The 23,136-nt window shown below is 59.6% G+C and carries 22 protein-coding genes; 12 read left to right on the top strand and 10 right to left on the bottom strand.

What is annotated here, in order from left to right:
* The first annotated feature begins 186 nt into the window (after window positions 1-186).
* On the top strand, window positions 187-2,088 hold the full coding sequence (quiC, locus tag AC1RP7_RS21595) for a 3-dehydroshikimate dehydratase QuiC (RefSeq protein WP_057713205.1): 1,902 nt from the start codon (window positions 187-189) through the stop codon (window positions 2,086-2,088).
* Between the two features lie 102 nt (window positions 2,089-2,190).
* Complete coding sequence (locus tag AC1RP7_RS21590) at window positions 2,191-2,868, top strand: TetR/AcrR family transcriptional regulator (RefSeq protein WP_057713206.1); 678 nt, start codon at window positions 2,191-2,193, stop codon at window positions 2,866-2,868.
* A gap of 36 nt (window positions 2,869-2,904) precedes the next feature.
* On the opposite strand, the gene AC1RP7_RS21585 is transcribed toward AC1RP7_RS21590, so the two are convergent.
* The 5 genes from AC1RP7_RS21585 to AC1RP7_RS21565 form a co-directional block, all read right to left on the bottom strand.
* Window positions 2,905-3,759 carry a shikimate dehydrogenase gene (locus AC1RP7_RS21585; RefSeq protein WP_057716559.1) on the bottom strand — a complete coding sequence of 285 codons (855 nt, stop codon included), beginning with the start codon at window positions 3,757-3,759 and terminating at the stop codon, window positions 2,905-2,907.
* A 5-nt stretch (window positions 3,760-3,764) separates the two neighbouring features.
* Window positions 3,765-4,205, bottom strand: coding sequence for a type II 3-dehydroquinate dehydratase (gene aroQ, locus AC1RP7_RS21580; protein WP_090451531.1), 441 nt, complete (start codon window positions 4,203-4,205; stop codon window positions 3,765-3,767).
* Between the two features lie 140 nt (window positions 4,206-4,345).
* Window positions 4,346-5,257, bottom strand: coding sequence for a LysR family transcriptional regulator (locus AC1RP7_RS21575; RefSeq protein WP_090451530.1), 912 nt, complete (start codon window positions 5,255-5,257; stop codon window positions 4,346-4,348).
* Window positions 5,258-5,370: 113 nt separating this feature from the next.
* Entirely contained in the window at window positions 5,371-6,450 is a 1,080-nt protein-coding gene (gene trmA / locus AC1RP7_RS21570; RefSeq protein ID WP_154862150.1) for a tRNA (uridine(54)-C5)-methyltransferase TrmA, read from the bottom strand.
* Window positions 6,447-7,742 carry an NCS2 family permease gene (locus AC1RP7_RS21565; RefSeq protein WP_154862151.1) on the bottom strand — a complete coding sequence of 432 codons (1,296 nt, stop codon included), beginning with the start codon at window positions 7,740-7,742 and terminating at the stop codon, window positions 6,447-6,449. The genes trmA and AC1RP7_RS21565 overlap by 4 nt, the downstream gene beginning before the upstream one ends.
* Window positions 7,743-7,964: 222 nt before the next feature.
* Here AC1RP7_RS21565 and AC1RP7_RS21560 point away from each other — a divergent pair, with 222 nt between their 5' ends.
* Together AC1RP7_RS21560 and AC1RP7_RS21555 are read left to right on the top strand one after the other, a co-directional pair.
* Window positions 7,965-8,411 (top strand): DUF4879 domain-containing protein, encoded by a 447-nt coding sequence (locus AC1RP7_RS21560; RefSeq protein ID WP_102672610.1) that lies wholly within the window; start codon window positions 7,965-7,967, stop codon window positions 8,409-8,411.
* A 67-nt stretch (window positions 8,412-8,478) separates the two neighbouring features.
* Window positions 8,479-9,030: a DJ-1 family glyoxalase III gene (locus tag AC1RP7_RS21555; RefSeq protein WP_057713211.1), complete on the top strand. Its 552-nt coding sequence runs from the start codon at window positions 8,479-8,481 to the stop codon at window positions 9,028-9,030.
* Window positions 9,031-9,036: 6 nt separating this feature from the next.
* Here AC1RP7_RS21555 and AC1RP7_RS21550 read toward each other — a convergent pair whose 3' ends face one another.
* A complete protein-coding gene (locus tag AC1RP7_RS21550; RefSeq protein WP_008050777.1) occupies window positions 9,037-10,287 on the bottom strand; it encodes an MFS transporter in 1,251 nt (416 codons plus the stop codon).
* Between the two features lie 457 nt (window positions 10,288-10,744).
* On the opposite strand from AC1RP7_RS21550, the gene AC1RP7_RS21545 reads away from it, so the two are divergent.
* From AC1RP7_RS21545 to AC1RP7_RS21535, 3 genes are all read left to right on the top strand, one after another.
* Window positions 10,745-12,181 carry a cytochrome ubiquinol oxidase subunit I gene (locus AC1RP7_RS21545; RefSeq protein ID WP_057713213.1) on the top strand — a complete coding sequence of 479 codons (1,437 nt, stop codon included), beginning with the start codon at window positions 10,745-10,747 and terminating at the stop codon, window positions 12,179-12,181.
* Window positions 12,182-12,184: 3 nt separating this feature from the next.
* Entirely contained in the window at window positions 12,185-13,192 is a 1,008-nt protein-coding gene (gene cydB / locus AC1RP7_RS21540) for a cytochrome d ubiquinol oxidase subunit II (RefSeq protein WP_056728750.1), read from the top strand.
* Between the two features lie 86 nt (window positions 13,193-13,278).
* Window positions 13,279-13,446, top strand: a complete 168-nt coding sequence (locus AC1RP7_RS21535; RefSeq protein ID WP_015096916.1) for a DUF2474 domain-containing protein — start codon at window positions 13,279-13,281, stop codon at window positions 13,444-13,446.
* 63 nt (window positions 13,447-13,509) lie between these two features.
* Here the strand turns inward: AC1RP7_RS21535 and AC1RP7_RS21530 are convergent, their stop codons facing one another.
* The gene (locus AC1RP7_RS21530; RefSeq protein WP_493182819.1) at window positions 13,510-14,634 is read right to left on the bottom strand and encodes a methyltransferase; all 1,125 of its coding nucleotides are present in this window, start codon (window positions 14,632-14,634) and stop codon (window positions 13,510-13,512) included.
* 175 nt (window positions 14,635-14,809) lie between these two features.
* The gene (locus AC1RP7_RS21525) at window positions 14,810-15,523 is read right to left on the bottom strand and encodes an autoinducer binding domain-containing protein (protein WP_057713215.1); all 714 of its coding nucleotides are present in this window, start codon (window positions 15,521-15,523) and stop codon (window positions 14,810-14,812) included.
* Window positions 15,524-15,829: 306 nt separating this feature from the next.
* On the opposite strand from AC1RP7_RS21525, the gene AC1RP7_RS21520 reads away from it, so the two are divergent.
* Window positions 15,830-16,606, top strand: a complete 777-nt coding sequence (locus AC1RP7_RS21520; RefSeq protein ID WP_090451514.1) for a ferredoxin--NADP reductase — start codon at window positions 15,830-15,832, stop codon at window positions 16,604-16,606.
* Between the two features lie 40 nt (window positions 16,607-16,646).
* Here AC1RP7_RS21520 and mscL read toward each other — a convergent pair whose 3' ends face one another.
* On the bottom strand, window positions 16,647-17,060 hold the full coding sequence (gene mscL, locus AC1RP7_RS21515; protein ID WP_150813502.1) for a large-conductance mechanosensitive channel protein MscL: 414 nt from the start codon (window positions 17,058-17,060) through the stop codon (window positions 16,647-16,649).
* Between the two features lie 632 nt (window positions 17,061-17,692).
* Between mscL and radA the strand changes: the two genes are divergently transcribed.
* The gene (radA, locus tag AC1RP7_RS21510; RefSeq protein WP_008004292.1) at window positions 17,693-19,060 is read left to right on the top strand and encodes a DNA repair protein RadA; all 1,368 of its coding nucleotides are present in this window, start codon (window positions 17,693-17,695) and stop codon (window positions 19,058-19,060) included.
* Between the two features lie 129 nt (window positions 19,061-19,189).
* Here radA and AC1RP7_RS21505 read toward each other — a convergent pair whose 3' ends face one another.
* Window positions 19,190-19,558, bottom strand: a complete 369-nt coding sequence (locus AC1RP7_RS21505; RefSeq protein WP_057713218.1) for a PilZ domain-containing protein — start codon at window positions 19,556-19,558, stop codon at window positions 19,190-19,192.
* 160 nt (window positions 19,559-19,718) lie between these two features.
* Between AC1RP7_RS21505 and AC1RP7_RS21500 the strand changes: the two genes are divergently transcribed.
* The 3 genes from AC1RP7_RS21500 to yjiA all read left to right on the top strand — a co-directional run bounded on the left by AC1RP7_RS21500 (window position 19,719) and on the right by yjiA (window position 23,132).
* Complete coding sequence (locus AC1RP7_RS21500; RefSeq protein WP_057713219.1) at window positions 19,719-21,785, top strand: carbon starvation CstA family protein; 2,067 nt, start codon at window positions 19,719-19,721, stop codon at window positions 21,783-21,785.
* Window positions 21,786-21,800: 15 nt separating this feature from the next.
* Entirely contained in the window at window positions 21,801-21,998 is a 198-nt protein-coding gene (locus AC1RP7_RS21495; RefSeq protein WP_007895266.1) for a YbdD/YjiX family protein, read from the top strand.
* Between the two features lie 162 nt (window positions 21,999-22,160).
* Complete coding sequence (gene yjiA / locus AC1RP7_RS21490) at window positions 22,161-23,132, top strand: GTPase (protein WP_102672642.1); 972 nt, start codon at window positions 22,161-22,163, stop codon at window positions 23,130-23,132.
* Window positions 23,133-23,136: the final 4 nt, after the last annotated feature.

The following is a 23,136-nucleotide window of genomic DNA, read 5'->3' as shown; positions in this document are numbered from 1 at the left end:
TGATGTTGCGCAGTGAACAAAAAATCGTCAATTCGCTATCGGCCATTGTGTTCGATAATCGCACGCAAAACTAACTGGGTAGTACACTTTAAATTGCTCAATGCATCGACCAGCTCAATAATCCGTTCACTCTTTTAAAAGCGGCGCAAATTCCCTGTAGCCGAAGCCTCCACCGGGAGCCGAAACATGCAGCGTTCCATTGCCACCGTATCCTTGAGCGGTACCCTGCCGGAAAAACTCGAAGCCATTGCCGCCGCCGGGTTCGACGGCGTCGAGATTTTCGAGAACGACCTTCTCTACTACGACGGTAGTCCACGGGAAATTAAACAGATGTGCGCCGATCTCGGGATCGCCATCACCCTGTTTCAACCGTTCCGTGATTTCGAAGGCTGCCGCCGCGATCGCCTGTCGCGCAACCTGGAACGCGCCGAGCGCAAATTCGACCTGATGCAGGAGCTGGGCACTGACCTGGTGCTGGTGTGCAGCAATGCCTCGGCCGAGTCCATCGGTGATGAACAGGTTCTGGTCGACGACTTGCGACTGCTGGCTGAGCACGCCGGGGCACGTGGCCTGCGCATCGGATACGAAGCGCTGGCCTGGGGCCGGCATGTGAACACCTGGCAACAGGTGTGGAACATCGTGCGTCAGGCCGATCACCCAAGCCTCGGCGTGTTGCTGGACAGCTTTCACACCCTGTCGCTCAAGGGCGATCCAAGTGCTATCGCCGAGATTCCCGGCGACAAGATTTTCTTCGTGCAAATGGCTGACGCGCCGATCCTGGCCATGGACGTGCTGGAGTGGAGCCGGCATTTTCGCTGCTTCCCTGGCCAGGGTGAATTCGACTTGCCGGGGTTCCTCGCGCCGATCATCAAGAGTGGCTACACCGGGCCTCTGTCGCTGGAAATCTTCAACGATGGCTTCCGCGCCGCGCCGCCACGAGCCAATGCCGCCGACGGCTTGCGTTCGTTGCTGTATCTGGAAGAGAAAACCCGCGAGCGTCTGGCCCAGGAAGCCAAGCCTGCAACCAACTCTGAGATTCTGTTCGAAACGCCCAAGGCCAGTGAATACAACGGTATCGAGTTTCTCGAGTTCGCCGTGGACGAAAGCCTCGGCGCGAAGCTCTCGCATTGGCTTGAGCGACTGGGTTTCGTCAAGGCCGGGCAGCATCGTTCCAAGAGCGTCAGCCTGATGCGCCAGGGCGATATCAATTTGATCCTCAACTCCGAACCTTACTCCTTCGGCCACAGCTTTTTCGAAGCCCACGGCCCTTCGTTGTGCGCTACCGCCGTGCGGGTCAAGGACAGCGCCAGTGCGCTGGCCCGAGCCGTGGCCTACAAGGGCCAACCCTATCGCGGGCTGGTGGGCCCCAATGAACTGGAACTGGCGGCGGTGCGTGCGCCGGATGGCAGCCTGATTTATCTGGTGGACCAGGATGCCGACGTCTACGGTACCGACTTCAATCTGCTGGCGGATGCACCGGTCAGCGGTGGCCTCAAGCGCATCGACCACATGGCCATGGCGCTGCCGGCCGACAGCCTCGACAGCTGGGTGCTGTTCTATAAGAGCCTGCTGGATTTCGAGGCAGACGATGAAGTCGTGCTGCCGGATCCTTATGGTCTGGTGAAGAGCCGTGCCTTGCGTAGCCGGGACAGTTCGATCCGCCTGCCACTGAACATTTCCGAGAACCGCAACACCGCGATCTCACACGCGCTGTCGAGTTATCGCGGCTCCGGCGTGCACCACATCGCGTTTGATTGTGATGACATCTTTGCCCAGGTCAGCCGTGCAAAAGAGGCGGGCGTGCCGCTGTTGGATATTCCGCTCAACTACTACGATGACCTGGCGGCGCGGTTCGATTTCGACGACGAGTTCCTCAGTGAGCTGGCCTACTACAATGTGTTGTACGACCGCGACGCCCAGGGCGGTGAACTGTTTCATGTGTACACCGAGCCGTTCGAGGGGCGGTTCTTCTTCGAGATCATCCAGCGTAAAAACGGTTATGCCGGCTACGGCGCGGCCAACGTCGCGGTGCGCCTGGCGGCCATGGCCAAATCCCGTAGCGGTGCATTGCGCCAGGCGAAGTTGTAGGTAATTCGTAAACGCGGGATTAAACGTGGGCCGCGCGGCTTCCTTCACTGTGCCGCGCAGCCCATAATCGCCAGCCTGTGCAGTGATGGCCGTGAGCCCGCAATGACAATGACTTCAGAACTCCCCGCAGCCTCCGTAGAACCTGGTGCCGAGCCGCGCAAGAGTCGCAAGAACAACCCGGAAAAGACCCGCGAAAACATCCTGCAGGAGGCGATTGTCGAATTCGTCCAGCAGGGGCTTTCCGGTGCCCGCGTCGATGCCATCGCCGAGCGCATCCACACCTCCAAGCGCATGATCTATTACTACTTCGGCAGTAAGGAGCAGCTCTACGTCGAGGTGCTGGAGAAACTCTACGGCGATATCCGCAACACCGAAAATCGCCTGCACCTGGCAGAGCTGGCGCCGGTCGAAGCCATTCGGCGGCTGGTGGAGTTCACCTTCGATCACCATGATCGCAACGTCGATTTCGTGCGCATCGTCAGTATCGAGAACATTCACAACGCCGAGTACGTGAAGCGCTCCGATGCGATCAAGGCGATGAACAACACTATCCTTGATTCACTGGGCGAGATTCTGCGTCGCGGCGCCGAGCAGGGGCTGTTCCGTACCGGGCTTGATCCGCTGGACGTGCATTTGCTGATCAGTTCGTTCTGCTTCTATCGCGTCTCGAACCGCCATACCTTTGGTGAGATTTTTCAGATCGACCTGCCGGACGAACGTATCAAGCAGCGTCATCGGGAGATGATTTGCGAGTCGGTTCTGCGGTACCTGCAAGCCTGAGGCGAGGTGAGGGGGTTGCCCCCTCACTTCACTCATTCAGTCATTCATGCTCTGGAAATGCTCAAGCATCCGCTGGGCATCCGGGACTACGCCGCTGAACAACTCGAATGCTTTGACCGCCTGAAACACCGCCATGTTGCCGCCGTCAAGCGTCCGACAACCGAGGGCGCGGGCGTTGCGCAGCAGTTCGGTTTCCAGTGGGAAGTAAACGATCTCCGCCACCCACAATTCGGCCCGCAGCAGCTCGACCGGCACGGGCATGCCCGGCAGTTTTTTCATGCCCATCGGCGTAGTGTTCACCAGGCCGTCAGCCTGGGCCATGGCGTCGGGCAGGTCATACCCGGCCACCGCCCGACTGACGCCGAAATGCTGATTGAGGTTGTCAGCCAGATCCTGAGCGCGGCGGATGTCCACGTCAAAAATGCTCAGCTGTTGTACGCCTTCGCTCAACAACGCGTGGGCCACCGCCGCACCTGCGCCACCAGCGCCCATCTGTACGACACGTTCAACGGCAACGCCTTTCAAACCCCGGCGAAACCCCTCGGCAAAGCCCAGGCAATCGGTGTTGTGGCCGATGCGTTTGCCATCTTTGAGCACCACCGTGTTGACCGCACCGATACCGCGGGCCTCCGGCGAAAGTTCGTCGAGCAGCGGGATGATTGCCTGCTTGCATGGAAAGGTAATGTTCAGCCCGGTGTAGTTCATGCGCTCGGCAGCCATCAACAGGTCGGGCAGGGCGTTGCTGTCGAGCTTCAACTGATCAAGATCAATCAGGCGATACAGGTAGCGCAGCCCCTGGGCATCGCCTTCATGCTCGTGCATGGCCGGTGTGCGGGACGCCTGGATGCCGGCGCCAATCAGCCCGGCCAGTATCACGTGGTTCTGAGTCACGGCGATCACCCCTTCAAACGATGACTGAAGTGTTCCAGCGCCAGGCGATAGCCATGACTGCCAAAACCGGCCATCACCGCCGTTGCAATGGCGGATACGAACGAATGGTGGCGGAAGGGCTCGCGGGCGTGCACGTTGGACAGGTGGACTTCGATCACCGGCAGTTCGCTGGCGACCAGGGCGTCGCGGATGGCGACCGAGGTGTGGGTCCACGCGGCAGGATTGATGACGATCCCGGCGCAGCGACCGCGGGCGGCGTGAATCCAGTCGAGCAATTCGCCTTCATGGTTGGTCTGGCGAAACTCCACCGCCAGGCCGAACTCTTCGGCGGCGCGTGCGCACAGGGCCGAAATGTCTGCCAGGGTTTCGTGGCCGTAAGTCGCCGGTTCACGGGTGCCGAGCAGGTTCAGGTTCGGGCCGTTGAGCACCAGAACGATAGGGGGCATCGGAATCTCTCCACTTGTTATTTTTGGAATCGGCCGAGGGCTTCAGCCTGTGGAGATAAATTGTACTAACTAGTTAATTTGGTCAATTGGAGTGAAGGCACGTTGGCGGTTTGTGGGCGGTGATCGGACACTTTCGCAGGTCAGCGCGGCAGGTGCTCCACGAGGAAATCGATAAACGCCCTCAAGCGCAGCGGTACATGGCGACTTTGCGGGTACAGCAAGGTAAACGGCCGCGATCGCCCGCCATAGGGCTTGAGCACTTCCACCAGCGAGCCGTCGGCCAGTTCCTTTTCCACGATAAAACGGTAGGTCTGAAACAGTCCCGCCCCGTGTTTGGCCAGGGTCACACCGCCCAGCACATCGTCGGAGCAACTGAGGTTGCCCTCGGCCAGAATCTCCCGGGGCACGCCTTCATCGTTGAACAGCCAGGCAATGCGTCGGCCGCTGCTGGGCAATTCGTACTGGATGCATTCGTGGTTTTCGAGGTCGTCGAGGGTTTGCGGAGTGCCCGCTCGTTTCAGGTAATCAGGGCTGGCGATCATCACCAGGGCGGCATCTTCCAACGGTCGGGCGATCAGGCCGGAATCCGGGATGGCTCGCACGCGAATCGCCATGTCGTAGCCTTCGCCGACGAAATCGATGTTGCGATTACTGATGTGCGACTCGACCTTCACCGCCGGATAACGCGCCCGAAATTCGGGCAACAGCGGCAGAATTCGATGATGCGCGTAGGTGGTCGGAATACTGATGCGCAACGTACCGGACGGCACTTGCTGCTGGCCCATCACCTCGCGCTGGGCCTCGACCAGTTGCGCAAGGGCCTGGCGACATTCTTCGTAGTAACGGCGACCACTGTCGGTCAGCTTCACACTACGCGTGGTGCGCGCGAACAGGCGCACACCAAGGCGTTCTTCCATGCGCGACACCGAACGGCTCACGGCAGCGGGGGTGACACCCGCCACCAGCGCCGCGGCAGTAAAACTGCCGGCCTCGGCGGCCAGGCAAAACAGCTCGATGCTGCCCAACTGAAGATCGTCGAATTGTCGCTGCATGATTGATTACACCGGGGATCAGATGAAGAAGCTGGACCAGTATTTATCAGTCTTGCGCGCACGAATACAAAAAAACCGTCACGAGGACGGCTTATTTGTGGGGGCGCTTGCCATCAACGCCGGGTCAGCATCACCCCGGATTCCATGTGATGGGTCCACGGGAACTGGTCGAACATCGCGCATCGGCTGATGCGGTGGGTGTCGTGCAGTTGGGCGATGTTGGCTGCCAGGGTCTCCGGGTTGCAGGAGATGTACAGGATGTTGTCGAAGCGCCGGGTCAGCTCGCAGGTGTCCGGGTCCATGCCGGCGCGGGGCGGGTCGACGAAGACGCTACCGAACTCGTAGCTCTTGAGGTCGATACCGTGCAGGCGGCGGAACGGACGCACTTCGTTCAGGGCTTCGGTCAGCTCTTCGGCGGACAAACGCACCAAGGTGACGTTATCTACCGCGTTTTCGCTGAGATTGCTCAAGGCCGCGTTGACCGAGGTCTTGCTGATTTCGGTGGCCAGCACCTTGCGCACGCGGGTGGCGAGGGGCAGGGTGAAGTTGCCGTTGCCGCAGTACAGCTCCAGCAAATCATCGGAGCGATCGCCGAGCGCATCGTATGCCCAGTTGAGCATCTTCTGGTTCACCGTGCCGTTGGGCTGGGTGAACGCGCCTTCAGGCTGGCGATAGCTGAAGGTGCGGCCGCCGACTTCCAGCTTCTCGACCACGTAATCGTGACCGATGACTTCGCGCTTGCCCTTGGAGCGGCCGATGATGCTGACGTTCAGGTCCGTCGCCAGTTTCGACGCCGCTGCATGCCAGTGCTCGTCCAGCGGGCGGTGATAGCACAGGGTGATCATCGCGTCGCCGGCCAGAGTGGTCAGGAACTCCACCTGGAACAGCTTGTGACTCAGGGGCGCGCTGGCTTGCCACGCTGCCTTCAGCTGCGGCATCAACTGGTTGATGCGCAGGCTGGCAATCGGGAACTCTTCGATCAGGATTGGCGTGCGTTTGTCTTCCTGGGAAAACATCGCGTAATGACGCTCGCCGGCCTCGCGCCACAGGCGGAACTCGGCGCGCAGGCGGAAGTTTTTCAGCGGCGAATCGAAAACGGCTGGCTCCGGTGCATCGAACGGGGCCAGCAGGTCACGCAGACGCGTGACCTTTTCTTCGAGCTGAACGGCGTAGGCCTGGGAATCAAAAGTCATGCGTTGAACCAACCCAGCTTGATCACGAACAGAATCGACAGGATCACCAGCGCCGGGTTCAGCTCACGGCCACGACCGGACATCAGCTTGATGGCGGTCCAGGAAATGAAACCGAAGGCGATGCCATTGGCGATGGAGTAAGTGAACGGCATTGCCAGCGCGGTGATCACCACCGGCGCGGCGACGGTAATGTCGTCCCAGTCTATTTCGGCCAGGCCGGATGTCATCAGCACGGCGACGAACAGCAGTGCCGGCGCGGTGGCGAAAGCCGGAACGCTGGCGGCCAGTGGCGAGAAGAACAGCGCCAGCAGGAACAGGAACGCCACCACGATGGCAGTCAGGCCGGTGCGGCCACCGGCACTCACGCCGGCGGCGGATTCGATGTAACTGGTGGTGGTCGAGGTGCCCAACAGGGAACCGGCCATGGCTGCAGTGCTGTCAGCGATCAGCGCGCGGCCCATTTTCGGCATGTGGCCGTCCTTGCGCATCAAACCGGCGCGCTTGGCCACACCGATCAGGGTGCCGGAGTTGTCGAACAGATCGACGAACAGGAAGGCGAAGATCACGCTGACCAGACCGATGTCCAGTGCACCCTTGATGTCCAGTTGCAGGAAGGTCGGGGCCAGGGACGGCGGCATCGACATCACGCCGCCGAACGGGGTGAAGCCCATCACGATGGAAATGATGGTCACCACCAGAATGCCGATCAGCACCGCGCCGCGCACGGCAAGGGCTTCGAGGGCGACGATCAGGGCAAAACCGAGGGTGGCGAGGATCGGGGCCGGTTGTTTCAGGTCACCGAGGCCGACCATGGTCGCCGGGTTGCTGACCACGATGCCGGCGTTGTGCAGGGCGATCAGTGCCAGGAACAGGCCGATACCGGCAGCAATCGCCGAGCGCAGCGGCAGCGGGATGCTGTTGATGATCCATTCACGGATGCGGAAGATCGACAGCAGGAAGAAGCACACCGCCGAGATGAACACCGCACCCAGCGCCACTTGCCAGGTGTGGCCCATGTGCAGGACCACGGTGTAGGTGAAGAAGGCGTTAAGGCCCATGCCCGGTGCGAGGGCGATCGGGTAGTTGGCGATCAGGCCCATGGTCGTCGAGCCGATGGCAGCTGCCAGACAGGTGGCGACAAACACTGCGCCCTTGTCCATGCCGGTCTCGCCGAGGATGCTCGGGTTGACGAACAGAATGTAGGCCATGGCCAAAAAGGTCGTGATGCCCGCCAGAATCTCGGTCCGCACGTTGGTGTTGTGTGCCTTGAGTTGAAACAGCCTTTCCAGCATGTCTGCTCCCCGTGGCGCGCCGGGCGCCGTGAATGTATCGACCTCAACAGCAAAGCACAGGCAGCAGAACGCGCCTGGAAATTACTGTGGGCCGGAAAAAGCCGCGCATCATACCAGTAGCTTGGGAATATGGCTGCTTTGGCGGTGATCGTCGTCGATGTTTTGCGACAAAGCCAAGTGCGCCATACTGCGCGCTGGTTTTTTGGGGTGGATGGGTCCTGCATGAAAAAGCGTCTGGTTGCCGCCCTCGGAATAGGGGGGGCGTTGTTTCTCGGGGCGCAAACGGCCGTGGCGGCCTCGGCTCCGCCATTGACGCAGTTGAAAGTACTCAAAGTCGCGTCGCCATCCTGTGGTGTCGAGAACATCGACGAAGGGCAAACCCGGACTCGCTGCGATCACATTGGCCCGAACATCATGGTGTACGTGCTGGAAGTGGGTTATGGGCGGGAGGCCCATGTCGCCCTGGACGGTTTCGAAGTGAATGGCACCCGCACACCAGTTTGTGCGTTCAAGAACGGCAACCTGACCAGCTGCACTCCCGGGGAAAAAACCGTCGGCTATTTGTATGCCCTCGATCTGGCGGGCAAGCAGGAAGGCACGCTGACCTTCAGCAATACCTCGATCAACGCGCCCGGCAATACGATGTCGACGCAGCTTTATATCCAGTAACCGCACGTATCGAACAAGGGTCAGAAAGCTGACTACGCTTAAAAGATCATTCCGTGGACAGTACCCGATGACCTTTAGAGCCTTGATTGCCCTCGCCGAGGGCACCGACGACCTGCAAACCGTGACCCTGATCGACGTGCTGCGCCGCGCCAAAATAGAAGTGGTGGTGGCCAGTATTGAAGGACGGCGCATGCTCACCTGCGCCCGCGGCACTCGCCTGACGTCCGATGCGATGCTGGTGGACTTGCTGGCGCAACCCTTCGACCTGATCGCCTTGCCCGGTGGGGCGGTGGGTTCGCAGCACCTGGCTGCCCACCAACCCCTGCAACAATTGGTCAAGGATCAGGCGGCGGCCGGTCGCCTGTTCGCCGGCATCGCCGAAGCGCCCGCCGTGGCACTGCAGGCCTTTGGCGTATTGCGTCAGCGGCGCATGACCTGCCTGCCCTCGGCCAGCCATCAACTGCTGGGCTGTACCTTCGTCGATCAACCGGTGGTGGTCGACGGCAATTGCATCACCGCCCAAGGCTCGGCTGGCGCATTGGCATTTTCCCTGGCGCTGGTGGAGCAACTCTGCGGTAAAGCCACTCGTATGGCCGTGGCGGGGGAGTTGCTCGTTTAGAGAGTGTCAGACCTTCGCCTCTTCCTTCTCTTCATCTTTAGCCACGTGCATGCGATCGCGGCTGGCCAGTGTCGGGAACAGTTTGACCCACACCCCGGTCACCACCAGCGTGCCGATCCCGCCCATGACCACCGCTGGCACGGTGCCGAACCAGTGGGCAGTCAGTCCCGATTCGAATTCGCCCAACTGGTTCGAGGCACCGATGAACAGTCCATTGACGGCGCTGACCCGGCCGCGCATTTCGTCCGGGGTTTCCAGTTGAACGAACGAGGCGCGGATCACCATGCTGATCATGTCTGCCGCGCCCAACACCACCAACACCGCCAGGGAAAACCAGAACGAGGTCGACAGGCCGAAGGCGATGGTTGCCACGCCGAAGATGCCCACGGCCGTGAACATCACCCGTCCCACGTTGCGTTCCACGGCAAACCGCGCCAGGAACAGCGACATCAGCAGCGCGCCTACCGCCGGCGCCGAGCGCAGCAGGCCAAGCCCCCACGGGCCGGTCAGCAGAATGTCCTTGGCGAACACCGGCAGCAGCGCTGTGGCGCCACCCAATAGCACCGCAAACAGATCGAGGGAGATCGCCCCGAGAATGTCCGGACGACTGCGGATGAAGCGAATGCCCGCCAGCAGCGAATCCAGAGTGGCCTTGCCCTTGTTCAGCGGGGTTTGTCGGGCCGGCAGGTTGAGCATCAGCGAGCAGGCGATGACATACAAAAGCACCGTCGGGCCATACACCCAGACGCTGCCGAAGGCGTAGAGCAAGCCGCCGAGGGCTGGAGCGACGATGGTTGCCGATTGCTGGGCCGATTGTGCGGCGGCCACTGCACGGGGAAACAACGCGCTGGGCACGATACTGGGCAACAGGGCCTGGGTGGTCGGCATTTCAAAGGAGCGAGCGGCACCGAGCAGGAAGGCCAGGATAAAGATCATTTCCCGGGTGACATGGTCGGTGGCGCTGCCGATGGCCAGCGACAGGGCGATCAATGCCTGGAGGGACTGGCAGATCGCCGCGACCTTGCGCCGGTCATAACGGTCGGCGACGTGCCCTGTGTGCAGCATGAACAGTACGCGCGGGGCGAACTCGACCAGGCCGACCAGACCCAGGTCGAGCACATTGCCGGTCAGTTGGTACAGGTTCCAGCCGATGGCCACGGTGAGCATCTGGAAGCCGCTGGCGGTAAATACCCGGGCCAGCCAGAACGCGAGAAAAGGGCGATGGTGACGTAACAGCAAGGGCTCTTGGCTGGGCATCTTCGCGAAGATCTGGGGAGAGGGGAGTGGCGAGATTATCACCAGCCTGTAACAAAAAGTTGCTGTGACAAAAGATTTAGTTAGCCAGACATCGATTTTCATGTGGGAGCGGGCTTGCTCGCGAAGGCTGAGTGTCAGTCGACATTGATGTTGAAGCTGATGCCCCCTTCGCGAGCAAGGAGATATGTTTCTGCCTGTTACCCCGGCCGCGAGGCAACTTGTCACGCGGCAAAAGACCACGCGGTTCATCCCCGAAATTGGGACTACTCTTTCAACGTTGATTGATCCAGATCAAAACCCACAAAAGGAATTGATCCGGCGGCCGCAAGGCCAGACTCCCTGCGTTGTGATGCGTGCAAAAAAAAGAACAAAAAGGGATTCGCCACACTCCATACCCGTGGGGGCCGTGGGTGCAGGCTTCCAGCCCGCAGCCGTACTACCTGACAGAGGAAGACTTATGTTCGGTTTAGAGGCACTTGATCTCGCCCGAATTCAGTTCGCGTTCACCATCTCGTTCCACATCCTGTTTCCGGCCATCACCATCGGCCTGGCGAGTTACCTGGCGGTACTCGAAGGCCTGTGGCTGAAAACCCATAACGACACCTACCGCGACCTCTACCATTTCTGGTCGAAGATCTTTGCCGTCAACTTCGGCATGGGGGTGGTTTCCGGGCTGGTTATGGCCTATCAGTTCGGCACCAACTGGAGCCGCTTCTCGGACTTCGCCGGTTCCGTGACCGGGCCGTTGCTGACCTATGAAGTGCTCACTGCATTCTTCCTCGAGGCCGGGTTCCTCGGTGTCATGCTGTTTGGCTGGAACAAGGTCGGGCGTGGCCTGCACTTCTTCGCCACCGTGATGGTGGCCATTGGTACGTTGATCTCCACGTTCTGGATTCTCGCTTCCAACAGCTGGATGCAGACCCCTCAGGGCTTCGAGATCGTCAACGGTCAGGTCATCCCCACCGACTGGCTGGCGATTATCTTCAACCCTTCGTTCCCGTATCGCCTGATGCACATGGCCACGGCAGCCTTCGTCGCCACGGCCTTCTTCGTCGGCTCCTCCGCGGCCTGGCATTTGCTGCGCGGCAAGGACAACCCGGCGATCCGCAAAATGCTCTCGATGGCCATGTGGATGGCATTGATCGTCGCGCCGATACAGGCGGTCATCGGCGACTTCCACGGTCTAAATACGCTCAAGCATCAGCCGGCGAAAATCGCCGCCATCGAAGGCCACTGGGAAAACAAGGGCGACGAGGCGACGCCGTTGATCCTGTTCGGCTGGCCGGACATGAAGGAGGAGAAGACCAAATTCGCTGTCGAAATCCCGTACCTGGGTAGCCTGATTCTCACGCACTCCCTGGATAAACAGGTGCCGGCGCTCAAGGAGTTCCCGCCTGAAGACCGGCCGAATTCGACCATCGTGTTCTGGTCGTTCCGGATCATGGTGGGGCTGGGCTTGCTGATGATCTTCACCGGATTGTGGAGCCTGTGGCTGCGCAAGCGCGACACCCTCTACACCTCGCGGCCGTTCCTGTACCTGGCGCTGTGGATGGGGCCGTCCGGCCTGATCGCGATTCTCGCCGGCTGGTTCACCACGGAAATCGGCCGTCAGCCTTGGGTGGTCTATGGTCTGATGCGTACGGCGGATGCGTCGTCCAACCATAGCTTCATGCAGATGAGCATCACCCTGATCCTGTTTGTCGTGGTTTATTTCGCGCTGTTTGGCGCCGGTCTTGGCTACATGATGCGCCTGGTGCGCAAGGGCCCGAAGATCGACGAAGGCAAGGAAACCAACGACGGTGGCCCCGGCCAGAAGCGCACACCGGCCCGGCCGCTGTCCGCCGCCGACGACGATCACGCCGATGCCGGCCACAGCCTGACCAAGGAGATTTGAATCATGGGTATTGATCTTCCGCTGATCTGGGCCGTGATCATCATCTTCGGCATCATGATGTACGTGGTCATGGACGGTTTCGACCTGGGCATCGGGATTCTCTTCCCGTTCATTCCGGGCAAGACTGATCGCGATGTGATGATGAACACCGTCGCCCCGGTCTGGGACGGCAACGAGACCTGGCTGGTGTTGGGTGGCGCGGCGTTGTTCGGCGCGTTTCCGCTGGCCTATTCGGTGGTGCTCTCGGCGTTGTACCTGCCGCTGATCCTGATGTTGATCGGGTTGATCTTCCGCGGCGTGGCCTTCGAGTTCCGCTTCAAGGCCAGGGACGACAAGCGCCATCTGTGGGACAAGGCGTTCATCGGTGGCTCGGTCACCGCGACGTTCTTCCAAGGCGTTGCGCTTGGCGCGTTCATCGACGGGCTGCCTGTGGTCAACCGGCAGTTCGCCGGTGGTTCACTGGACTGGCTGACACCGTTCACGATGTTCTGTGGTGCGGCGCTGGTCGTGGCCTATGCATTGCTCGGTTGCACCTGGCTGATCATGAAGACCGAAGGCAAGTTGCAGGAGCAGATGCATGACCTGGCACGGCCATTGGCCTTCGTGCTGCTGGCGGTGATCGGTATTGTCAGCATCTGGACCCCGTTGGCCCACACGGATATCGCCGCACGCTGGTTCACCATGCCAAATCTGTTCTGGTTCATGCCGGTGCCGATCCTGGTGCTGGTGACGATGTACGGACTGATCCGCGCCGTGGCCCGCAACGCGCATTACACGCCGTTCCTGCTGACTCTGGTGTTGATCTTCCTCGGTTACAGCGGGTTGGGCATCAGTCTGTGGCCGAACATCATCCCGCCGTCGATCTCGATCTGGGACGCCGCCGCGCCGCCGCAAAGCCAGGGCTTCATGCTGGTGGGCACGCTGTTCATCATCCCGTTCATCCTGGGCTACACCTTCTGGAGCTACTACGTGTTCCGCGGCAAGGTCACCCATGAAGATGGTTACCACTAGTCTGCTGCACAACGAATCTGTGGGAGCGAGCTTGCTCGCGATGGCGTCCTGACAGACGCCATTGATCTACATCGGAGGATTTATCAATGAACGGCAAACATTCCCTGCACGACATTGAAGAAGCCGAAAAAAAGCCGCTGTGGCAGCGGCTCGGTTGGTTGGCCCTGATCTGGGTCGGCAGCGTGGGCGCCCTGTTCATCGTCGCCAGCCTGATGCGTCTGTTCATGAACGCGGCCGGCCTGACCACGCACTGACATCTCTCCCGTGGCCTCGAGGCACGGATTTACGACCCTCCTACCGGAGGGTTTTTTTGCCTGTTACTTGCGCGCCTTGAGGATCACGAATTTCGGATTGGCCGCCACTTGCTCGACGCCACGGAACAATCGCGCCAGCTTGCTGTGGTAACCCAGGTGACGATTGCCGACGATGTACAGCGCGCCGCCCACCACCAGCGCTTCGCGGGCCTGCTGGAACATCCGCCAGGCCAGGAAGTCGCCCACCACCTGTTGCTGGTGAAACGGTGGATTGCACAGCACGACGTCAAGCGATTGCGGTTCCTGGCCGGCCAGGCCATCACCGGCGCGCACGATCACTTCCCGTTCACCCAGCGCTGCGCGCCAGTTTTCGGAGGCCGATTGCACGGCCATGTACGACTCGTCCACCAGTGTGTAGTGGGCCTCGGGGTTTTGCAGGGCGCTGGCGATGGCCAGGACGCCGTTACCGCAACCGAGATCGGCGACCCGCGCCGAACCGAGGTTTTTCGGCAGGTGTGGCAAAAACGCCCGGGTACCGATGTCCAGGCCTTCGCGGCAAAACACATTGGCGTGGTTGAGCAGTTCGATGGCCGGTTGGTCGAGTCTGTATCGCGTTGGGTAGGGCGACACCGCCGGGGTTTTGTCTTCGGCGGTGGCAATCAATAGCCGCGCCTTCTTCACCGCCAACGAGGCTTGCACGGGGCCGATGTAGCGCTCCAGCAAGTCGCCCGCCGCCCGGGGCAGATGCTTGATCATGGCTGCGGCAACCACTTGGGCGCCAGGTGCCAGTTGACCTTGCAGGCGGATCAGTTGTTCTTCCAGCAGGGCCAGGGTTTTCGGTACACGGATCAGCACGCAGTCGAACGGCCCGGCAGGGGTTTCGCTGGCGGGTACGCTCGGCACGGCATCAAAGGCCAGGCCGTTGCGCACCAGGTTCTTTTCCAGACCCTGGAAAGCCAGGAACGAATCACCGCTGCTGACCACCCGCACCTTGCCCGCCAGGCTGGCCGCCAACGCGCCGAAACTGTCATTGAGCACCAATACCCGGGTGTCCGAAGCCGGCTGCTGTTCGGCCAGATGATTGAGCAGGTATTCATCGGCCGCATCGAAAGCTTGCAGCGGTTCATTCTGCTGTTCGGGCTGGCGGATCAGGTCGAGGCTGGCGAAGGGTGTTTCGAGCAAAGGCATGGGGCGGGGCTCTGGGTAATCAACGGATGTCCCGCTGCCCGAAGGCGGTGGAGCGGGCGGAGCCGTCCGAGTGTAATACGTCGTGAAGGTTTACACGCCATCACTCAGGAGGGACCGCAAATGGTACGTTTTTTTTGCCTGGATTACTCGCAGGTTTTCCCGCAGCCGGGCGCTTTCAGATGGCTCCGGACCGGGCCGCGGCAATGACGGCCGCCATCTTGTTGTTGACGCCGAGCTTCTCGATAGCCCTGTGCACATGAAAGTTGATTGTGCGCTCACTCAAACTGAGGATCCTGGCAATTTCATAGGCCGTCTTGCCATCGGCCGACAGTTTCAATACTTCGAGTTCCCGCCGTGACAAGGGGGGAGCCTGGGGGCGAGCCGGTTTTCTCGGTTGCCTTGCGATCGCCAGCGCGTGCAAATGGCGAGTGATGAACACCGAGAATCCAAGATGCTCGTACAGCTCATAGGCTGAAATCGGGCAGTGGCTTCTGGCCAGGCTGAGAATACTGCGCTGACCGGTTTCCTCATCAAAGATCGCCTGGGACCAGCCATGCTGCAAACCTTGTTGCTGCAGCAAGTGCCATAGCCATGGCGTCTTGGAAAAAAGCTCTTCGCTCCAGAGAACAGGCAGCGTTGAACGATTGCAATGCGCCACTATCGGATCTATTTGCGTGGCGTTGTTTTTTTCATATTGAGTGTTCCACTCATGGGGGAAATTATTCAGGTTCACCGCACTGCTATCGACTCCGACTGAGTTCGAAGTAATTGAAAAGCCACAAAATTTATATCCAAGGTTTCTAGCGAAGTTGAGCGCGATTCGATAGGCGGTTTTGATCTCTTGCGTATGTGACAATTGCTTGAGCTGTGACTCCTTCCAGATTTCCATACAAGGGTCTCTCCATCACCGTTTCTTCTGGGCGCGATCTTGGATCCAAGATTCGGCACGTCACGAAGTGTAGGATAATTCCTACGGTGATGCTGCGACAATTTTGCTCTTTTGACTGTTGGAAAAGTGTATTTCAGGTTCTTAGGCAATCGATGGGATATAAAATGCCATATGTCATTTTATAATGATGGGTGTGCGCCACATTTGGTAAACAGTCACTAGTGCAGATTAATGTCACTACAAACTGTCGGTGGTTACGCTGCTTTCTTTGCGGGACACTGGGGTGTCTTTCGATTGGAGCCTTCCATGTCCGTCAGTGAAGAAAAATTTACCCGTCAGACCTTGCTTGAGGTTCATCCGCTGACCCAGAGCCTGTTTACCTTGCGTGCCACCCGGGATGCAGGGTTTCGTTTTCGGGCGGGGCAGTTTGCCCGGTTGGGCGTCACCAAGGCTGACGGCAGCACGGTATGGCGCGCCTATTCCATGGTGTCCTCGCCTTTTGACGAGTTCCTCGAGTACTTTTCCATTGTCGTACCGGGCGGTGAGTTCACCAGCGAGCTGAGCCGACTGGGTGTTGGCGATGCATTGCTGGTCGACCGCCAGGCCTTCGGTTATCTGACGCTGGACCGGTTTGTCGATGGGCGTGATCTGTGGTTGTTATCCACAGGCACGGGCATCGCGCCGTTCCTGTCGATACTCCAGGATTTCGAAGTCTGGGAGCGATTCGAGCGGATCATTCTGGTCTACAGCGTTCGCGAAGCCCGGGAACTGGCGTATCAGGAGCTGATCGCAGGGCTGGCGAAGCGTGATTATCTGGCGGAGTACGCCCATAAACTGCAATTGATCACCACGGTCACTCGTGAACAGCATCCCGGCTCATTGAACGGGCGGATCACCGCGCTGATTGAAAACGGCGAACTGGAGCGGGTCGCGGGTGTTGCGCTGACGCCTGAGCATTCACGGGTCATGCTGTGCGGCAATCCGCAGATGATCGATGATACGCGCAAGCTGCTTAAACAGCGGGACATGCACTTGAGCCTCAGCCGGCGACCTGGTCAGGTGGCGGTGGAAAATTTCTGGTAAAAAAAGGCGCCTCGAAGGCGCCGTTTTTTTGCTAATGCCGTCAAGGCCGGTTGTTCTGGGCCTTGAGCAAGTCGCGGATCTCGCCCAGCAACTCTTCTTCCTTGGTTGGAACCGGCGGCAGGCTAGGGGCCACGGCCTCTTCGCGCTTCAGGCGGTTGATGACCTTGACGCCCATGAAGATCGCGAGAGCGACGATGACGAAGTCGATGATGGTCTGGATGAATTTGCCATAGGCGAGCACCACCGCCGGAATCTCGCCCTCCGCTGCCTTGAGCGTTATGACCAGATCACTGAAGTCCACGCCACCGATCAGCATCCCGATTGGCGGCATGACCAGGTCACCGACAAACGAGGTAACGATCTTGCCGAAGGCCGCACCGATGATGATGCCGACGGCCATGTCGACCACGTTGCCTTTGACCGCGAAGGCCTTGAACTCATTTAGCACGCCCATAGGTTATTTCCTTGTTACAGATGAGGTTGATGAACGCAGTGTAAATCAGCAAATCGCATTCTGCTTGAATCAACTGCCTGCCGTGCTTGCCAGCAATCGACACCGGGTGGTGTAAAAAAATTCACCGATTGATCTCATCTGTGGGCGGCCGGGCCTTGCGCGGTGTTTTGAATGTGATGTTTTTTCAGCGATATGGTTTCGTTTGTGTGAGCAAACCAAGGTTGAGGGAGGCCATCCCTGAAGCGGGACGTTAAAGTTGCTCGTGTAGTTAGTGGTCAGGGGCGGTATTGAAATTGATTGCAGTTGTAGCGATATTAACTGTTTCGTTAGTTAGCAAGTAGCGTGCTTCCCTGAATTAATCACTGTGCTCTGTGTGAGTGATTCAGAGTTGTACATTAAGTGTGTAAGTGAATAAAGTTTGTATAAGTTTTCAGGTTGTTCAGACAGGCATGCCCTTAGAGTTTGTTGAGTATATTGAACGAAAAACCTATACAAGGTTTTGTTTGGCGGGTGTTTATCAATATACCTGATTTTTATGGGGGTATTTGTAATCATCAAAAGGGTTGCGAAGTATCCGGCCGCACTCGCGCGCTTCAGCTGAGCTATCATCGCGTTTTTTTCCGGGAGTTCCGATGGCCAAGGCCAAGCGCATGTACGGCTGCACCGAGTGCGGCTCAACCTTCCCCAAATGGGCCGGCCAGTGCGGTGAGTGCGGAGCCTGGAACACGCTCACCGAAACCATGGTGGAAAGCGGCGGGGCAGCCGCCCCCAGTGGTCGTACCGGCTGGGCCGGCCAGCAGGCGCAAATCAAGACCCTGGCCGAAGTCAGTGTCGAAGAAATTCCGCGCTTCTCCACCGCTTCCAGCGAGCTCGACCGGGTTCTGGGTGGTGGTCTGGTGGATGGCTCGGTGGTGCTGATCGGTGGCGACCCCGGCATCGGCAAGTCGACCATTCTGTTGCAAACCTTGTGCAACCTCGCCAAGAGCATGCCGGCACTGTACGTCACCGGTGAGGAATCCCAGCAGCAAGTGGCCATGCGTGCACGGCGCCTGGGGTTGCCCCAGGATCAACTGCGGGTCATGACCGAAACCTGCATCGAAGCCATCATTGCCACGGCCCGTCAGGAAAAGCCCAAGGTGATGGTGATCGACTCGATCCAGACGATCTTTACCGAGCAACTGCAATCGGCACCGGGCGGTGTGTCCCAGGTGCGTGAGAGCGCAGCGTTGCTGGTGCGTTATGCCAAACAGAGCGGTACGGCGATTTTCCTGGTGGGCCACGTCACCAAGGAAGGCGCGCTGGCTGGCCCTCGGGTGCTGGAACACATGGTCGACACCGTGCTGTATTTCGAAGGCGAGTCCGACGGGCGCCTGCGTCTGCTGCGGGCGGTGAAGAACCGTTTCGGTGCAGTCAATGAGCTGGGTGTGTTCGGCATGACCGACAAGGGCCTGAAAGAAGTCTCCAACCCCTCGGCGATTTTTCTGACCCGTGCCCAGGAGGAAGTTCCGGGTAGCGTGGTGATGGCAACCTGGGAAGGCACGCGGCCGATGCTGGTGGAGGTTCAAGCGCTGGTGGACGACAGTCACCTGGCCAATCCGCGTCGGGTCACGCTGGGGCTGGATCAGAACCGGCTGGCGATGTTGCTGGCGGTGCTGCACCGTCACGGTGGCATTCCGACCCACGATCAGGACGTGTTTCTCAACGTGGTCGGCGGGGTCAAGGTGCTGGAAACGGCGTCCGACCTGGCGTTGATGGCGGCGGTGATGTCCAGTTTGCGTAACCGACCGTTGCCCCACGATCTGCTGGTGTTCGGTGAGGTCGGGCTTTCCGGTGAGGTGCGTCCGGTGCCGAGCGGTCAGGAGCGATTGAAGGAAGCCGCCAAGCACGGGTTCAAGCGGGCCATCGTGCCCAAGGGCAATGCGCCGAAAGAGGCGCCGGCCGGGTTGCAGATCATTGCCGTCACTCGGCTGGAGCAAGCGCTGGACGCGTTGTTCGAGTAACTCACAGAGGAAACTCAAAACCTGTAGGAGCGAGCCTGCTCGCGATAGCGGTGTGTCAGCCAGCAGCAATGTCGGCTGTCAGATCGTAATCGCGAGCAAGCTCGCTCCCACAAGGGCATCCGGTGGCGGCTAGATCTCGATCAGCGCACCCAATTCGCGCTCCAGTTCCTGCGGATCAGCGAGGTTGAGCTCGATCAATCGCCGAAGGCGCTCGATGGACTCCAGACTGATGTGCAGGCAGACAAAGCCGAGCTGACCATGGTCGTCGTGGGCCAGTTGCACATCCATGGTGATGTCGGCTTCTTCGCTCAGATGAATGTCGACCAGAAAATCCTGCTGCGGATTGCCCTGCCAGTGTTCGGGTCGTTCAATCAGCAAGCCCTTGAGCGACAGGTCAATCAACTTCACCGGCCAAGTGGACTCCCCCTGACTCAGCTCGGTTCGGGCATCGAACGCAATACGTTTGAAGCGGCGACGTTCGGCAGGGTACTCGCTCATGGCGCGATCCTCGGAAATGTACGCTGACTATAGACCCGCATGATCAAAGGCTGCCAGCGCGTGCAGGTGTCCAGACCAATGTCGGGCTATGGCCATTGCCGTCAGGAGAGCTAAACTCGGGATTGCTGTCTTTCTTGTCCACTCTGGCTGGAATAATAAAATGAAAAATAATAATAGCCCGCTACGCCATTTGCCTTGGCTGGTGCTGGCAATCGTAGGTGCGTGTGCGCTGGGTGTCGTGGCATTACGCCGAGGCGAGGCAATCAACGCCTTGTGGATTGTGGTCGCTGCCGTGGCCATCTATCTGGTCGCCTACCGCTACTACAGTCTGTTCATCGCTAACAATGTCATGCAACTCGATGCGCGACGGGCCACTCCCGCTGTGCTCAACAATGACGGTCTGGACTACGTGCCGACCAACAAGCACATTCTTTTTGGTCACCACTTCGCGGCCATTGCCGGCGCGGGGCCTTTGGTCGGTCCGGTGTTGGCGGCGCAGATGGGCTACCTGCCCGGCACGCTGTGGCTGATCGCCGGCGTGGTGCTGGCCGGTGCGGTGCAGGACTTCATGGTCCTGTTCATGTCCACCCGCCGCAACGGTCGTTCCCTGGGCGACATGGTCCGCGAAGAAATGGGCCGCATCCCCGGCACCATCGCGCTGTTCGGCTGCTTCCTGATCATGATCATCATCCTCGCGGTGCTGGCGCTGATCGTGGTGAAGGCCTTGGCCGAAAGCCCTTGGGGCATTTTCACGGTGATGGCGACCATCCCGATCGCGATGTTCATGGGCATCTACATGCGCTACATCCGCCCGGGTCGCATTGGTGAAATCTCGGTGATCGGCGTATTGCTGCTGCTGGGCTCGATCTGGCTCGGGGGGCAGATCGCCGCCGATCCGGTGTGGGCCAAGGCCTTCAGCTTTACCGGTATCCAGATCACCTGGATGCTGATCGGCTACGGTTTTGTCGCGGCGGTATTGCCGGTGTGGCTGATCCTGGCGCCCCGTGACTATCTGTCCACCTTCCTGAAAATCGGCACCATCGTTGCCCTGGCCATCGGCATCCTGGTGACCATGCCCGAGCTGAAAATGCCGGCCCTGACCCAGTTCGTCGACGGCACCGGCCCGGTATGGAAGGGCGGTCTGTTCCCGTTCCTGTTCATCACCATTGCCTGTGGCGCGGTGTCGGGTTTCCACGCGCTGATTTCCTCCGGCACCACGCCGAAGCTGCTGGATAACGAAACCAACGCTCGCTACATCGGTTACGGCGGCATGCTGATGGAATCGTTCGTGGCGATCATGGCCATGGTTGCCGCTTCCGTGATCGAGCCTGGCGTGTACTTCGCCATGAACAGCCCGGCGGCCGTAGTCGGCGGTGATGTGGTGGCCGTTGCGACAGCCGTCAGCAACTGGGGCTTTGCGATTACCCCGGAAGCCCTGCAAGCGGTGGCGCACGACATTGGTGAAACCACTATCCTGGCCCGTGCCGGTGGTGCGCCGACCCTGGCGGTCGGGATCGCGCAGATCCTGCACAGTGTTCTGCCGGGCGAGAACACCATGGCGTTCTGGTACCACTTCGCGATCCTGTTCGAAGCGCTGTTCATCCTGACCGCAGTGGACGCTGGCACCCGTGCCGGGCGCTTCATGCTCCAGGACTTGCTCGGCTCCTTCGTCCCGGCGCTCAAACGCACCGAATCCTGGACCGCCAACCTGATCGCCACCGCAGGCTGCGTGGCGATGTGGGGCTGGTTGCTGTACCAGGGGGTGATCGATCCGTTGGGTGGCATCAATACCCTGTGGCCACTGTTCGGTATCTCCAACCAGATGCTGGCCGGTATCGCGCTGATGCTCGGCACCGTGGTACTGATCAAGATGAAACGCCAGCGTTATGTCTGGGTCACCATGTTGCCGGCGGTATGGCTGTTGATCTGCACCACGACAGCGGGCTTCATCAAGCTGTTCGACGCCAACCCGGCGATCGGCTTTCTGTCGCTGGCCAAGAAATACAGCGATGCCTTGGCCAACGGCCAGATCCTCGCCCCGGCCAAGGACATCACCCAGATGCAGCACGTGATCTTCAACGCCTACACCAACGCAACGCTGACTGCGCTGTTCCTGTTCGTGGTATTCAGCATCCTGTTCTATGCACTCAAGGTCGGCATTGCCGCCTGGGGTAAAAAGGAACGTACGGACAAAGAATCGCCATTCCAGGCGCTGCCGGATGCGTAACCAGAGGATTGCAGCATGTTCAATGACTTGAGTCGCCTCGGTAAATACCTCGGTCAGGCCGCGCGCCTGATGGTCGGCATGCCCGACTACGACAACTACGTCGAGCATATGCAGACCAAGCACCCGGACAAACCGGTGATGAGCTATGAGATGTTCTTTCGGGAGCGTCAGGAAGCCCGTTACGGTGGCAAGGGTGGGCCGAAATGCTGTTGATCCGGTTGTCGGATTAACAGCCATACCTGTGGGAGCGAGCTTGCTCGCGATGGCGGACTGTCAATCAACAGTGATGTTGAATGTTAAGCCACTATCGCGGGTAAGCTCGCTCCCACATTTGTTTTGTGTTGTTTTTTCACTGTGTGAAAAAGGAGATCCAGTTTGTCCTCTCCCATCCCGGTCACGATCCTCAGCGGCTTCCTCGGCGCCGGCAAGACCACTTTGTTGCGTCACCTGCTCAAGGCCGAGCACGGCCTGAAAATCGCCGTGATCGAGAATGAATTCAGCGATGCCGGTATCGATACCCAGTTGTTGGGCGATGAGCCGGTACAAGTGATGACACTGTCCAACGGCTGCGTTTGCTGCACCATCCACACGGACCTGACCAAAGCGCTTTATCTATTGCTCGAGCGTCTGGACCAGGGCGACATCGCCTTCGACCGCCTGGTGATCGAATGCACCGGCCTGGCCGACCCGGCGCCCGTGGCACAAACCTTTTTCATCGACGAAGAGTTGCGCGAGCGCTATATCCTCGACGGCATCATCACCCTGGTCGACGCGGCACATGCCGACTTGCACCTGACCCAGACCATCGCCCAGGCGCAGATCGGTTTCGCCGACCGCTTGCTGGTGAGCAAGCGTGACCTGGTGGACGAAGCGACCTTCACCGCGTTGAGCGAGCGCCTGACCCGTATCAACCGACGCGCCCCGATCCGCGTGGTTGATCACGGAAAGATCGACCTGGCCGAATTGCTCGACGTGCGCGGCTTCAACCTCAATGCCGACCTCGGTGGCGGCGTGAGTTTGCGCCCGGTCAGCCAGGCCCCGTCCATCGACCGCATTTCCAGCCTGGTGCTGCGCACTGAAAAAGCGCTGGATATCGACAAGCTCAGCGAGTTCATGAACGAGTTGCTGGAGGAGCATGGCAAGCAGTTGCTGCGCTACAAAGGCGTGTTGAACATCCTCGGCGAATCGCGTCGCATGGTGTTTCAGGGGGTGCTGAAACTTTATGGTTTCGACTGGGATACCGAGTGGGCTGAAGACGAAGTGCGCGAGAGCGTGATCGTGTTCATTGCCGATGACTTGCCGGAGGAAAAGATTCGCGAGGGATTTGCGCGGGTGGCGGCGGTCTGAAGTT

This window comes from Pseudomonas sp. GW822-FHT01E03, assembly GCF_058802985.1.
This window is presented reverse-complemented; position numbering and strand designations above follow the sequence as displayed.

Excerpts from the sequence above, each read along its gene's own strand:
- AC1RP7_RS21550 (WP_008050777.1), bottom strand. The coding sequence starts at position 10,287 with ATGCCCAGCCAAGAGCCCTTGCTGTTACGTCACCATCGCCCTTTTCTC.
- radA (WP_008004292.1), top strand. The coding sequence starts at position 17,693 with ATGGCCAAGGCCAAGCGCATGTACGGCTGCACCGAGTGCGGCTCAACC.
- trmA (WP_154862150.1), bottom strand. The coding sequence starts at position 6,450 with ATGACTTTTGATTCCCAGGCCTACGCCGTTCAGCTCGAAGAAAAGGTC.
- mscL (WP_150813502.1), bottom strand. The coding sequence starts at position 17,060 with ATGGGCGTGCTAAATGAGTTCAAGGCCTTCGCGGTCAAAGGCAACGTG.
- AC1RP7_RS21545 (WP_057713213.1), top strand. The coding sequence starts at position 10,745 with ATGTTCGGTTTAGAGGCACTTGATCTCGCCCGAATTCAGTTCGCGTTC.
- cydB (WP_056728750.1), top strand. The coding sequence starts at position 12,185 with ATGGGTATTGATCTTCCGCTGATCTGGGCCGTGATCATCATCTTCGGC.
- aroQ (WP_090451531.1), bottom strand. The coding sequence starts at position 4,205 with ATGCCCCCTATCGTTCTGGTGCTCAACGGCCCGAACCTGAACCTGCTC.
- quiC (WP_057713205.1), top strand. The coding sequence starts at position 187 with ATGCAGCGTTCCATTGCCACCGTATCCTTGAGCGGTACCCTGCCGGAA.
- AC1RP7_RS21590 (WP_057713206.1), top strand. The coding sequence starts at position 2,191 with ATGACAATGACTTCAGAACTCCCCGCAGCCTCCGTAGAACCTGGTGCC.
- AC1RP7_RS21500 (WP_057713219.1), top strand. The coding sequence starts at position 19,719 with ATGAAAAATAATAATAGCCCGCTACGCCATTTGCCTTGGCTGGTGCTG.
- AC1RP7_RS21505 (WP_057713218.1), bottom strand. The coding sequence starts at position 19,558 with ATGAGCGAGTACCCTGCCGAACGTCGCCGCTTCAAACGTATTGCGTTC.
- AC1RP7_RS21560 (WP_102672610.1), top strand. The coding sequence starts at position 7,965 with ATGAAAAAGCGTCTGGTTGCCGCCCTCGGAATAGGGGGGGCGTTGTTT.
- AC1RP7_RS21530 (WP_493182819.1), bottom strand. The coding sequence starts at position 14,634 with ATGCCTTTGCTCGAAACACCCTTCGCCAGCCTCGACCTGATCCGCCAG.
- AC1RP7_RS21520 (WP_090451514.1), top strand. The coding sequence starts at position 15,830 with ATGTCCGTCAGTGAAGAAAAATTTACCCGTCAGACCTTGCTTGAGGTT.
- AC1RP7_RS21565 (WP_154862151.1), bottom strand. The coding sequence starts at position 7,742 with ATGCTGGAAAGGCTGTTTCAACTCAAGGCACACAACACCAACGTGCGG.
- AC1RP7_RS21575 (WP_090451530.1), bottom strand. The coding sequence starts at position 5,257 with ATGCAGCGACAATTCGACGATCTTCAGTTGGGCAGCATCGAGCTGTTT.
- AC1RP7_RS21495 (WP_007895266.1), top strand. The coding sequence starts at position 21,801 with ATGTTCAATGACTTGAGTCGCCTCGGTAAATACCTCGGTCAGGCCGCG.
- AC1RP7_RS21555 (WP_057713211.1), top strand. The coding sequence starts at position 8,479 with ATGACCTTTAGAGCCTTGATTGCCCTCGCCGAGGGCACCGACGACCTG.
- AC1RP7_RS21525 (WP_057713215.1), bottom strand. The coding sequence starts at position 15,523 with ATGGAAATCTGGAAGGAGTCACAGCTCAAGCAATTGTCACATACGCAA.
- AC1RP7_RS21535 (WP_015096916.1), top strand. The coding sequence starts at position 13,279 with ATGAACGGCAAACATTCCCTGCACGACATTGAAGAAGCCGAAAAAAAG.